Source organism: Scandinavium lactucae, from assembly GCF_033843265.1.
GTDB classification, from domain to species: Bacteria; Pseudomonadota; Gammaproteobacteria; order Enterobacterales; family Enterobacteriaceae; genus Scandinavium; species Scandinavium lactucae.
In genome coordinates, this window is record NZ_JAWXRD010000032.1 from 25,425 (window position 1) to 38,348 (window position 12,924).

A 12,924-nucleotide genomic window follows, 5' to 3' on the forward strand; every position below is an offset into this window, starting at 1 on the left:
TGAAATGATAATCTCCTGCTGCTAACACTCTGGTATTAACAATTTTATGCGATCCCGATCGGGGTTTACCTATATATCATCATGGGTTTTATCGGGTATTTTGATAATTACAAATATAATTGAATTTTCAGTGGCTAATTACTGTTCGATAATTGTTTGAAAGACAACCTTAAAACCTCTTTGAAAATAAGTTTATGAGAATGGACTTATCGCCATAAATTTATTTTATACCCTCTTGGTTTATTGATGGAAATCAGTCTGAATGCAGATCGATTATTTTTATATTATTGATTTTAATGTGTTTTATTGGGTGTTGTGTGTCGGTAAATAACAGCGGGAGGGGAATTGTGAGTCACCGCACATACCCCGGGTAGCAATATTGCCTAGAATTCACCGCGAAATGGAAATTAGGGACGGAGACGATGGAAAATATCATTTTACCGAAAACGCAGCAGCTGGTGGTTTTTCAGGAAGTCATCAGAAGTGGCTCTATCGGCTCTGCGGCAAAACAGCTTGGGTTAACCCAACCTGCGGTCAGTAAAATTATTAACGATATCGAATCCTACTTTGGCATCGAACTGATGGTGCGCAAAAATACCGGCGTCACGCTGACCAACGCCGGGCAGGTGCTGCTGTCTTATTCTGAGTCCATCACCCGCGAAATGAAGAACATGGTCAGTGAGATAAACAGCCTGAGCTGTAACCATGTGGTCGATGTTTCCTTCGGTTTTCCGTCGCTGATTGGTTTCACCTTTCTGTCCAGTATGATGAAGAAGTTCAAAGAGGTGTTCCCGAAAGCACAGGTATCAATGTACGAGGCTCAGCTTTCATCGTTCCTCCCGGCGCTGCGTGACGGACGTCTGGATTTCGCCATTGGCACGCTGAGCGATGAAATGCAGTTGCAGGACCTGCACGTCGAACCGCTGTTTGAGTCCGAGTTTGTGCTGGTGGCCAGCAAGTCCCGAACACCCACCGGCAAGACCACGCTGGAAGCGTTGCAAAACGAACAGTGGGTCCTGCCGCAAACCGATATGGGCTACTATAAAGAGCTGCTTTCCACCTTCGAAAAACACCACATCAGCACGGAAAACATCGTTAAAACTGACTCCGTGGTCACCATTTATAACCTGGTGCTGAATGCCAATTTCCTGACCGTTATCCCGTGTGACATGACCGCTCCCTTTGGTTCAAATCAGTTCATCACTCTGCCCGTGGAAGATGTGCTGCCGATTGCCCGCTATGCCGCCATCTGGTCGAAAAATTATCGGATTAAAAAATCGGCCTCGGTATTAGTGGAACTGGCCAAACAATATTCTCTGCATAATTGTCGAAAGCGAAAAGAATTAATCAAATTAGCCTGATTTAGTTTTTATAAAAATACGCCTGGCGTGCTGTCTGACAGACGCTTAACCCCTTTTATTGTTAATCCTGAAAAGAGGATGATATGCATATTACCTACGATCTGCCCGTAACCCTTGACGACATTAAAATGGCCCAGAAACGACTGGCCGGAAAAATATATAAGACAGGGATGCCGCGTTCTAATTATTTAAGTGAATGCTGTAAAGGCGAAATATACCTCAAGTTCGAAAATATGCAGCGCACCGGCTCGTTTAAAATTCGCGGTGCGTTCAATAAATTAAGCTCGCTAAGCGATGCGGAAAAACGCAAAGGCGTGGTGGCCTGCTCCGCCGGGAACCACGCTCAGGGCGTGTCGCTCTCCTGTGCGATGCTGGGTATCGACGGCAAAGTGGTGATGCCGCGCAGCGCGCCGAAATCCAAAGTTGCCGCTACCACCGATTACTCCGCCGAAGTGGTGCTGCACGGTGACAGCTTTAACGACACCATCGCTAAAGCTAGCGAAATCGTTGAAATGGAAGGCCGCATTTTCATCCCACCGTATGACGACAAAATGGTCATCGCCGGGCAGGGCACCATCGGCCTGGAGATCCTCCAGGATCTGTACGACGTCGATAACGTGATTGTGCCTATTGGCGGCGGCGGTCTGATTGCCGGGATTGCGATGGCCATCAAATCCATCAACCCGACTATCCGCATCATCGGCGTGCAGTCTGAAAACGTACATGGCATGGCGGCCTCGTTCTTTGCCGGGGAAATCATGAATCACCGCACCAGCACCACGCTGGCCGACGGCTGCGACGTGGCTCGTCCGGGCGCATTAACCTTCGAAATTGTTCGCGAACTGGTGGACGACATTGTGCTGGTCAGCGAGGACGAGATCCGCCGCAGTATGGTGGCCCTTATCCAGCGCAACAAGGTGATCACCGAAGGCGCAGGCGCGCTGGCTTCGGCGGCGCTGCTCAGCGGCAAACTCGATGAACATATTCGTGGGCGTAAAACCGTCAGCATTATTTCCGGCGGCAATATCGACCTCTCCCGCGTGTCACACATTACCGGTTTAGTTGACGCTTAATTTCTTGTGAAAAGGAAACGACTATGAGCAACGCAGAAACCCTCATCGCCAGTGCCGACAAGGTCTCGGGCTGGCGTAAATCCGACACCACCTGGACGCTAGGCCTGTTTGGTACCGCCATCGGGGCGGGCGTTTTGTTCTTCCCAATTCGTGCCGGTTATGGCGGATTGATTCCGATATTACTGATGCTGGTACTGGCCTATCCGATTGCGTTTTACTGCCACCGGGCGCTGGCGCGTCTGTGCCTGTCGGGGAGTAATCCATCGGGTAACATCACCGAAACCGTCGAAGAGCACTTCGGGAAAACCGGCGGGGTGGTGATCACCTTCCTGTATTTCTTCGCGATTTGCCCGCTGTTGTGGATTTACGGCGTCACCATTACCAACACGTTCATGACCTTCTGGGAAAACCAGCTCCAGCTGGTGCCGCTTAACCGTGGCCTGGTGGCGCTGGTTCTGCTGCTGGTGATGGCGTTCGTCATCTGGTTCGGCAAAGACCTGATGGTCAAGGTGATGAGTTTCCTGGTGTTTCCGTTTATCGCCAGCCTGGTGCTGATTTCGCTGTCGTTGATCCCTTACTGGAACTCGGCGGTGATTGACCAGGTTAACCTGAGCGATATCGCCTTCACCGGACATGACGGCATTCTGGTGACTGTGTGGCTGGGGATTTCCATTATGGTCTTCTCCTTCAACTTCTCGCCGATTGTCTCCTCTTTCGTGGTTTCCAAACGCGAAGAGTATGAAGCGGACTTTGGCCGGGAATACACCGAGCGCAAATGTTCAAAAATCATTGGTCGCGCCAGTATGCTGATGGTGGCGGTGGTGATGTTCTTCGCCTTCAGCTGCCTGTTTACCCTCTCGCCGCAAAATATGGCCGAAGCCAAAGCGCAGAACATTCCGGTGCTCTCCTATCTGGCGAACCACTTCGCCTCAATGACTGGGCAAAAAACGACCTTCGCCACGGTGCTGGAATATGGTGCTTCGATTATCGCGCTGGTGGCGATATTCAAATCCTTCTTCGGGCACTACCTCGGCACGCTGGAAGGCCTGAATGGGTTAATCCTCAAGTTCGGTTATCAAGGCGACAAAAATAAAGTCTCTGCCCGCAAGCTCAATACCCTGAGCATGATTTTCATCATGGGATCCACCTGGGTGGTGGCGTATGCCAACCCGAATATTCTCGATTTAATTGAAGCGATGGGCGCACCGATTATTGCTTCGCTGCTGTGCCTGCTGCCGATGTATGCCATTCGTAAAGCGCCGTCGCTGGCGAAATATAAAGGCAAAGCGGACAACGTTTTTGTCACCGCGATTGGTTTACTGACCATTCTGAACATCGTTTATAAGCTGTTCTGAGTAAAGGATTACGGAGTCGTAAAATGATTGAGTTTCCGGTAGTGCTGGTCATTAACTGTGGATCGTCATCGATTAAATTCTCGGTGCTGGATGCCCAAAGTCAGGACGTATTGCTGGCGGGAATGGCCGAAGGCCTGAATAACGAAGGCGCGTTTTTAACGGTCAATGGCGGGGAGCCCGCCACGTTAGCCCACCCGAATTATGAATGTGCCTTACAGGCGATTGCCGGGGAGCTGGAGCACCGAGCCTTGATCGACAGCGTGGCCTTAATTGGCCACCGCATCGCCCACGGCGGCAGTATTTTCAGCGAATCGGTACTGATAACCGACGAGGTTATCGCCCAGATCCGTGAAGTATCGCCGCTGGCCCCGCTGCACAATTACGCCAACCTCAGCGGGGTGGACGCGGCCCGGCGACTGTTCCCCGGCGTGCCGCAGGTGGCGGTGTTTGATACCAGTTTTCACCAGACGCTGGAACCGCACGCGTATCTGTACGGCCTGCCGTGGCGCTATTTCGAAGAGCACGGCGTGCGTCGCTACGGTTTTCACGGTACGTCGCATCGCTATGTCAGCCAGCAGGCCCATGCGTTGTTGGGTCTGCAGCCAGAGGATTCCGGGCTGGTCATCGCCCATTTGGGAAACGGGGCGTCGATTTGTGCGGTGCGCAATGGTCGTAGCGTCGACACCTCAATGGGCATGACGCCGCTGGAAGGGCTGATGATGGGCACCCGCTGCGGCGACGTCGATTTTGGCGCAATGGCGTGGATTGCCGAACAGACCGGGCAAAGTTTCAGCGAGCTGGAACGGGTGGTGAATAAGGAGTCTGGGCTGTTGGGTATCTCCGGTTTATCGTCCGATTTGCGGGTGCTGGAGAAGGCCTGGCACGAGGGCCATCAGCACGCCAGGCTGGCGATTCAGACCTTTGTCCACCGCATCGCCCGTCATATTGCGGGTCATGCCGCGGCGCTGCATCGCCTCGATGGCATCATTTTTACCGGCGGCATAGGCGAAAACTCACAGCTGATCCGCAGTCTGGTGATGGCGCATTTACGGGTATTTGGCGTCGAACTGGACGACCAAATGAACGCCTTACCGGGCAGTGCCGGGGAACGCATTATTTCCTCTGAACGTTCGGCGGTGGCCTGCGCTGTTATTCCGACCAATGAAGAGAAAATGATTGCACTCGATGCGATTCAGATAGGCGAAATGAATGTCGCTGCTGAAGTTGCACTTTCCTGAACCGATTGAACAGAAATTCAGAGAGCGAATAAATGAAGGTCAATATCGATATTCACGATAGGCAGTATACCGACGCCTGGCAGGGATTTAACGGCACTGAATGGAAAGACGAAATTAACGTTCGTGATTTTATTCAGCACAACTATACCCCGTATCATGGGGATGAATCTTTCCTCGCCGAGGCCACCCCGGCGACTACCGCGCTGTGGGAAAAGGTGATGGCGGGGATCCGTCAGGAAAACGCCACCCACGCCCCGGTCGATTTTGACACCAACGTCGCCACCACCATCACCGCCCATGATGCAGGCTACATCGACCAGCCGCTGGAAAAAATTGTCGGCCTGCAAACCGATAAGCCGCTCAAGCGCGCGCTGCATCCGTTTGGCGGCATCAACATGATCAAAAGCTCGTTTGACGCCTACCGTCGTGAAATGGATGCGCAGTTTGAATACCAGTTCACCTCGCTGCGCAAAACCCATAACCAGGGTGTATTTGACGTTTACTCCCCGGAGATGATGCGCTGTCGTAAGTCGGGCGTGCTGACCGGGCTGCCGGACGGCTATGGACGCGGGCGCATCATCGGCGACTACCGCCGGGTGGCGCTGTACGGCATTGCGTATCTGGTGCGCGAACGTGAACTGCAGTTCGCCGATTTGCAGGGCGCAATGGAGCGGGGCGAGCAACTCGAAGCCACCATTCGCCTGCGCGAGGAGCTGTCAGAACAGCGGCGGGCGTTGTTGCAGATGCAGGAGATGGCCGCCAAATATGGATACGACATTTCCCGTCCGGCAGTCACGGCACAAGAGGCGGTGCAGTGGCTGTACTTTGCCTATCTGGCGGCGGTGAAATCGCAGAATGGCGGGGCGATGTCGCTCGGGCGCACCACCGCGTTCCTCGATATCTACATTGAACGCGACATGCAGGCCGGGCGTCTGAACGAGACCCAGGCGCAGGAGCTGGTCGATCACTTCATCATGAAAATCCGCATGGTGCGTTTCCTGCGCACGCCGGAGTTCGACACCCTGTTTTCCGGGGACCCTATTTGGGCCACGGAAGTGATCGGCGGCATGGGGCTGGACGGACGCACGCTGGTCACCAAAAACGCCTTTCGTTACCTGCACACCCTGCACACCATGGGCCCGGCACCAGAACCGAACCTGACTATTCTGTGGTCGGAAGCGCTGCCGATTGCGTTTAAGAAATATGCCGCGCAGATGTCGATCGTCACCTCTTCGTTGCAGTATGAGAACGACGACCTGATGCGCACTGATTTTAACAGTGATGATTACGCCATCGCCTGCTGCGTCAGCCCGATGGTGATCGGCAAACAGATGCAGTTCTTCGGGGCGCGCGCCAACCTGGCGAAAACGCTGCTGTACGCGATCAATGGCGGCGTGGATGAGAAGCTCAAAATCCAGGTCGGGCCGAAAACGGCCCCGCTGATGGATGAGGTGCTGGACTACGACACAGTGATGAGCAGCCTTGATCACTTCATGGACTGGCTGGCGACGCAGTACATCAGCGCCCTGAATCTCATTCACTATATGCATGATAAATATAGCTATGAGGCCTCGCTGATGGCGCTGCACGACCGCGATGTCTATCGCACCATGGCCTGCGGTATCGCCGGGCTGTCGGTGGCGGCGGATTCGCTGTCGGCCATTAAGTACGCGAAGGTGAGTCCGGTTCGCGATCACACCGGGCTGGCGGTGGACTTCGTGATTGAAGGCGATTACCCGCAGTACGGCAACAACGATGACCGCGTGGACCAGATTGCCTGTGATCTGGTGGAGCGCTTTATGAAGAAAATCAGCGCGCTGCCAACCTATCGTCATGCGGTGCCGACCCAGTCGATCCTGACCATCACGTCCAACGTGGTGTACGGACAGAAGACCGGCAACACACCGGACGGACGCCGGGCCGGAACGCCATTTGCCCCGGGGGCAAACCCGATGCACGGGCGTGACCGTAAAGGTGCGGTGGCTTCGCTGACCTCTGTCGCTAAGCTGCCGTTTACCTACGCCAAGGACGGGATTTCGTACACCTTCTCCATCGTGCCTGCGGCGCTGGGCAAGGAGGATGGGACCCGTAAAACCAACCTCGTCGGGCTACTCGACGGTTATTTCCACCATGAGCGTAGCATTGAGGGCGGCCAGCATCTGAACGTCAACGTCATGAACCGCGAGATGCTACTGGATGCTATCGAGAATCCGGACAACTATCCGAATCTGACCATCCGCGTGTCCGGCTATGCGGTGCGCTTTAACGCCCTGACCCGCGAGCAGCAGCAGGATGTCATTTCGCGGACGTTTACTCAGTCCGTTTGAGTCTTTCATTAATAACAGAGTGGGGTAGGGCGACCCCACTCAACCTTTATTTCGCTGATTTGAATGGTAATAAATCCGTATATATGTAGCGGGTGTGTTTACCGTGTTATATATTTGCAATTGCTTGGTTAATATATTTGTTTGTTCCGTTTCTTTGTCCCCTGTCAAAATCGTCATTTGCAGAGTTTCCCCTTCGCTGAAGCAGTAAATCATTTCTTAACCACTACGCCATCTCCTTTCTGACAGAATTTAAATTTATATAAAACATTAAAGCTAGTGTTTTAAGCTTAAAAAAATCATTTAACCGATATTTATGTTTACCAAAATACGGGGCGATGGTCTTATATTCCAACTTTCTGCCGTGGCGCAAAATGTTGCCCTGCAACCGCGTTGGCCACTCAGCGAAGGTGAACTTCTAAAAGCAAACTTGATTATGAAAACGGGATATACCAAATGTTTAACAAAGCATTCATCGTAGCGGCACTGATGGTTTCTGGTTCAGCACTTGCAACAGAATCAACCGGCGTAGCCGGGGGCACTATTACCTTCAACGGTTCCGTGTCTGATACCACCTGTAACGTGGTGACCAACAACGGTTCTGACTTCACGGTAAACCTTTCCCCGATCGCCATCGCGGATATGGGCACCAGCGCAGGCGTAGTGAAAACTAAGGCCAAAGACTTCACCATGAATCTGAAAAACTGCACTGCTGCCTCGGAAGAAACCAAAACCCTGAAAATCACTTTCAGCAGCAGCAACCTGTCAGATGATGCGAAATACCTGAAAAACTACAGTGACAATGGCGCTGAAGGCGTAGGTATTGCGCTGACCAAAGATGGCAACACTGCGGTTCCGTTTGATACCGCATTTGATACTGGCCTGAACTCTGCCGATGCCGCCAGCGAAGATGGCGTCACCCTCACCATGTATGCCAACTACTACAACTACGGCGGTGCGTCCGTAACGACCGGTAAAGTGGTCACCGACGCAACTTACTCCATCAGCTACGACTAAACCCTAAAGCCGGGGTTCGCCCCGGCTCCTCTCTACGACATTATGAAAACTCTGATGCTTTTCCTCGCGGCTGCCTTCATTTCAGTGAATGCCAGCGCAAGCGTTGTGATTAACGAAACCCGCGTCATTTATCCGGCCAGCGCCAAATTTGTTTCGGTGCAGCTGGTCAACGACAGCGATAAAACCCATCTGGTGCAGTCCTGGATTGACGCTGGGGATGCCTCCGTGGCCCCGGAGAAGGTGAAAGTACCATTCTCTCTGTTGCCTCCGGTGGTCAAAATGAGCGGCCATGCCGGACAGGCGCTGAAGATAGCGGCCATGAATACCCAGGCGCTGCCAAAAGACCGCGAAAGCGTGTACTGGCTTAACGTGCTGGACGTTCCGCCGGTTCCAGAAGGCAGTGGTGAAAGCTACCTGCAGGTGGCTATCCGCAACCGTATTAAGCTTTTTTATCGTCCGGAATCGTTGGGCGATCTCGACAGCAGTGTGGCGGAGAAAATCTCGGTATCAACGTCGGGTGGTCACACCTGCCTGAAAAATGATTCGCCTTATTACATGACTCTCGCCCAGGTAGTGAGCTGGCAGGGCGGCGCACTCAAGCAGAGCCGAAAAGATAATTTGCTGTCCGAGACTGCATTTATTGCACCTTTCGGCTGCGCGCCAGTATCCGACAAAATCCAGGCCGGTAGGCAATATCGCCTCACCTGGCTTGATGATTACGGCGCAAAGAGATTCAGCCTTATCCACTGATATTCGAGATTAATGACACCGGGTACCATTCTGATGAAAAACAGATCTCTGTTTCGTATAAGCCTGCTCGTTCAGTCTGTGAGCCTTGCGCTATTTTCATTTGGCGCGGATGCTGAAACTTTTAATAGCAGCCTGCTGGTAGGTAATTCCGCGGATATGGACTGGAGTAATTCTCATCTGGTAATGACGCCAGGTGCCTATGATTTAGATGTGTATGTGAATAACGTCTGGCGTGGCAAATTTAATCTTTCCGTCGCCAATGACGATAAAGGCACCTTGCTGATGAATAAAGACGACGTGCCACTTCTGGATATTCTGAAGCTGCACGATGTCGTCAATAAATACAGTGCTGATAAGCTGGATGTGAATACCCTGCTGCACGGCGGGAAAAGCGCGCTGGTGCCTGGCGCACTGCGTCTGGATTTAGAAGTGCCTCAGGCCTTCGTAAAAGAACACAGCCGTAACTGGGTGTCACCGCAAAAATGGGATCAGGGAATTAATGGCCTGTATACCAATTACAATTTCAACTATTACAACTTCCACGGCCTGCAGGAAGATTACAGCAACAGCGATAATATGTATTTATCGCTCAACAGCGGACTTAACCTGTACGGTTGGCACCTGCTCGATAACTCGTCGTGGATGCGTTACAGCTCGATGGGGAAAGGTAGCTGGCTGAATAATACCCGCTATGTTGAAAAACCGATTGCGGCGATCGACTCGGTACTGCGTCTAGGCCGGAGTTACACCACTTCTGAGTATTTTGATACCGTCCGGTTTCGCGGGGTAACGCTGAATAAAAGTCGTCAAATGCTGCCGGACAGTGAAAACGTATATATGCCGGTGATCAGCGGCATCGCCACCAGTTCAGCGGTGGTCAGTATTTACCAGGATGGTCAAATCATCCACCAGGTGAACGTGCCGCCAGGCCCTTTTGCCATCCGTGACCTGATGCCGACCGGCTCGCGGAGCGATTTATCCGTCGAGGTGAAAAACACCGGCGGTAACATCGAGCGCTTTGCGGTGCCGTTCTCCTCGATCCCGAATATGCTGCGCCCCGGTAGCAGTGACTATCAGATTAACGTCGGGACGGTGGATCTGCGTAACGTTGATGATAACAGTCATTTCGCGCAATTCAGCTATTCGCGCGGAGTGAATAATTATCTGACCGCCTTCGCGGGCGGTATCTGGAACAGCGACTATCACTCCCTGCTACTGGGCGGCGCGGTGTCTATTCCCTACGCCGGATCGGTCTCGGCGACCGTGGAGGAGTCACAGTACCGCCTACCTGGCGATGGCCGTCGCCACGGGGAAAAATATTCGTTGTCATGGAGTAAGTACTTTCCGACCCGGACGAATATTTCACTGGCCTCGTACTATTACCGAACCCAGGATTACGCTTCGTTCAGCGACTATATCCTGACCAAATCCAACATTAAAGATTATGGCGGAACGGGCACTTCGACGGTGAACAGCAAACAGGCCTTTAGCGCCAATATTAGCCAGCCGCTAGGGGACTCGTTTGGCCGACTGTCGCTTTCCGCCTATTGGCGTGATTACTGGCGCGGCCAGAAAAGCAATCGTCAGTACAACCTGACCTGGAGCAATGCGTACCACAGCGTGAACTACTCGGTTTCGCTGCGCCGTTCGGAGGTCACGCAGTCGTATTACGACTATGAAACCAACTATGAAGGCGACCTGGTGACCGCCCTGCGCTCGCGCGGCAAGACCGAAAACAACCTCTATTTTTCGGTGACGGTGCCGTTCTCCATTTTTGGCAGCGGCGGGAGCCTCTCTTCTCATGCTAGCGTGCAGAACGGCAAGTATTCTTCGTCCGATGTCAGCATGAGTGGAGAAGCGCATAACGTCGATTACAGCCTGATGCTAAGCCACGACAGCGACGGTAATTCGCGCGCGGCTGACCTCTACACCAGTTGGAAAAATGACTATACCAGTATGAACAGCGGTGCAACGCTGTCGCGTGAGTATCGCCAGCTGAGTCTGGGAGCCAGTGGTAACGTGCTGGCCTGGCAAGGCGGGTTGTTGGCCTCGCCAAACAATGGGCGCAATTTTGTGATTATCGAAGCGCCTGGGGTGGTCAATGCGGTGGTTAACGGGGATAGCGCTACGCACACCAATGCAAAAGGCATCGCGCTTGTCACCAGCGCCACACCCTATCGGCAGAACAATTTCCATCTTGAGCAGGATGGCACCCAAAGCAGCGACGTCGATCTTGAGGGGAATTTGCTTAACGTGGCACCGTACGAAGGCAGCATCAGCTGGCTGAAATATAAAACGGATACCCGTAAGTTATTTACCTTCGATGTGCAAGCCGGTGACGGCAGCCAACTGCCGTTCGGTGCGATGGTGACCGGGGCAGGAAATGAAGAACTCGGTTATGTGGCGCAGGGTAGCCAGATATTTATTAAAGCTGATGTGCTGCCGGATAGCCTCAAAGTGAATACCAGTAAGGGGAAAACCAAAAATAGCTGCGTTATTTCAAGGCCCGCTGAGCATACAGTCAATATTTGCCGTTAACTCAATTTATGACTAAGACAGAACTAACCATGAAAAAACTCTTGTATCTTATGCTAACGGCATTAATGATGACCGTTGTCCCTATATTATCTGCGCATGCAAACTCCCAGGCGCAGGAGCGCGGCATTACAGGCGATACCTGCCGTAATTCTGGGATCTTCTTTGCTCGTGTCGCAGAGTCGGATAAGTCGCTCAATCTCTCAAACGCCTTCGTGAATTCTAACGTCGTTGAATATACGTATACAACCAGTTGGTCAGGGAGCATGACATGTACATACGGGAATATCGGTATTGGTGGTCTGGCGCAGGACCATTTATATTACTTCACAGCATTTAATGACGCTCCTGTTTATTTGCATTTTAACAGCACGGATGGTGAAAATAGCTACTGGATTAAATTAACGTCCACTATTACCGGTGACACGAGGGTGACCGTCAGCGGTATCGTCGGGATCCACTCCCTGGCGTATCAGACCCAATATACGCTGCGGGCAGAACTACTGACTGTGGCCCCGACAGGGGTGGGAAGCTATACCAAAACAACCACCAATGGGGCTTTGACGGTGATTCCTGCGGTCATGAGCGGCACTGGCCGCGGTTCTGACGGTTGGGGTCTGTGGGACAAGAGAAATTACGCTCAGCGCGCCTGGGATAATATGATGGCCGAGACTCCGCGTAAAAGTTGGAGTACCAGCGATTTTCTGGCTTATGAAAAGCTTACGATTCAGTTCGAACCGAAAGAGACCACCTGCAATATGACCCGGGACATGAGTGTTAAATTACCTCGAGCGGGCTATAACGACCTGAAAAAAAATGGCAAAGCTGAGGGCACTAATTTCACCATTCCGCTCAGGTGCGGCAATCTCTCCGGAGTTAAAACGTCTACACGAAATGTTCAGACCTGGCTGTCGAGCAATGATTTGGTAGAGACAGATACCACTTATCAGATAATGGTGAACGCTGAAACCACTGCCGGAGGGGTTGGTATCGCGATCCGTAGCCGTATGTTCTTGGGCGGTTATGAAGAAGTACAATTATCCAGTAGCAACGATCTGGAACATGCCACTAAAATATTAGAGATTGATAAGGGCGATGATATTAGTATGACACAGTATATTTATCTTCATGCGTATTACAAAGTGTATGACCCGTCGAAATTATCCACCGGCAGCGTGGTAGCGACGGCCCAGCTAATGTTTGGCTATGATTAATCTTAGATATTGAGTCTGGCCCTGCCGGGCATAAGTAATTATTTAGATTTATACCCT

9 protein-coding genes are annotated in these 12,924 nt (G+C 52.2%); all 9 read left to right on the forward strand.

What is annotated here, in order from left to right; all coding sequences use genetic code 11:
- Positions 1-422 precede the first annotated feature (422 nt).
- Positions 423-1,361, forward strand: coding sequence for a transcriptional regulator TdcA (tdcA, locus tag SIK69_RS14070; protein ID WP_319629060.1), 939 nt, complete (start codon positions 423-425; stop codon positions 1,359-1,361).
- Between the two features lie 83 nt (positions 1,362-1,444).
- Positions 1,445-2,434, forward strand: a complete 990-nt coding sequence (gene tdcB / locus SIK69_RS14075) for a bifunctional threonine ammonia-lyase/L-serine ammonia-lyase TdcB (RefSeq protein WP_319629059.1) — start codon at positions 1,445-1,447, stop codon at positions 2,432-2,434.
- A 23-nt stretch (positions 2,435-2,457) separates the two neighbouring features.
- On the forward strand, positions 2,458-3,789 hold the full coding sequence (gene tdcC / locus SIK69_RS14080; RefSeq protein WP_319786382.1) for a threonine/serine transporter TdcC: 1,332 nt from the start codon (positions 2,458-2,460) through the stop codon (positions 3,787-3,789).
- A gap of 23 nt (positions 3,790-3,812) precedes the next feature.
- The gene (gene tdcD / locus SIK69_RS14085) at positions 3,813-5,027 is read left to right on the forward strand and encodes a propionate kinase (protein WP_319629057.1); all 1,215 of its coding nucleotides are present in this window, start codon (positions 3,813-3,815) and stop codon (positions 5,025-5,027) included.
- Between the two features lie 32 nt (positions 5,028-5,059).
- Positions 5,060-7,354, forward strand: coding sequence for a formate C-acetyltransferase (gene pflB / locus SIK69_RS14090; RefSeq protein WP_319786383.1), 2,295 nt, complete (start codon positions 5,060-5,062; stop codon positions 7,352-7,354).
- Positions 7,355-7,807: 453 nt separating this feature from the next.
- On the forward strand, positions 7,808-8,368 hold the full coding sequence (locus tag SIK69_RS14095) for a fimbrial protein (protein ID WP_319786384.1): 561 nt from the start codon (positions 7,808-7,810) through the stop codon (positions 8,366-8,368).
- Positions 8,369-8,422: 54 nt separating this feature from the next.
- On the forward strand, positions 8,423-9,118 hold the full coding sequence (locus tag SIK69_RS14100; protein WP_319786385.1) for a fimbrial biogenesis chaperone: 696 nt from the start codon (positions 8,423-8,425) through the stop codon (positions 9,116-9,118).
- 33 nt (positions 9,119-9,151) lie between these two features.
- Positions 9,152-11,656 (forward strand): fimbria/pilus outer membrane usher protein, encoded by a 2,505-nt coding sequence (locus SIK69_RS14105; RefSeq protein ID WP_319786386.1) that lies wholly within the window; start codon positions 9,152-9,154, stop codon positions 11,654-11,656.
- 29 nt (positions 11,657-11,685) lie between these two features.
- A complete protein-coding gene (locus SIK69_RS14110) occupies positions 11,686-12,867 on the forward strand; it encodes a fimbrial protein (protein WP_319786387.1) in 1,182 nt (393 codons plus the stop codon).
- Positions 12,868-12,924 lie beyond the last annotated feature (57 nt).

Coding starts and splice junctions, on each gene's coding strand:
- SIK69_RS14100 (WP_319786385.1), top strand. CDS start 8,423: ATGCTTTTCCTCGCGGCTGCCTTCATTTCAGTGAATGCCAGCGCAAGC.
- tdcA (WP_319629060.1), top strand. CDS start 423: ATGGAAAATATCATTTTACCGAAAACGCAGCAGCTGGTGGTTTTTCAG.
- tdcB (WP_319629059.1), top strand. CDS start 1,445: ATGCATATTACCTACGATCTGCCCGTAACCCTTGACGACATTAAAATG.
- tdcC (WP_319786382.1), top strand. CDS start 2,458: ATGAGCAACGCAGAAACCCTCATCGCCAGTGCCGACAAGGTCTCGGGC.
- SIK69_RS14105 (WP_319786386.1), top strand. CDS start 9,152: ATGAAAAACAGATCTCTGTTTCGTATAAGCCTGCTCGTTCAGTCTGTG.
- SIK69_RS14095 (WP_319786384.1), top strand. CDS start 7,808: ATGTTTAACAAAGCATTCATCGTAGCGGCACTGATGGTTTCTGGTTCA.
- pflB (WP_319786383.1), top strand. CDS start 5,060: ATGAAGGTCAATATCGATATTCACGATAGGCAGTATACCGACGCCTGG.
- SIK69_RS14110 (WP_319786387.1), top strand. CDS start 11,686: ATGAAAAAACTCTTGTATCTTATGCTAACGGCATTAATGATGACCGTT.
- tdcD (WP_319629057.1), top strand. CDS start 3,813: ATGATTGAGTTTCCGGTAGTGCTGGTCATTAACTGTGGATCGTCATCG.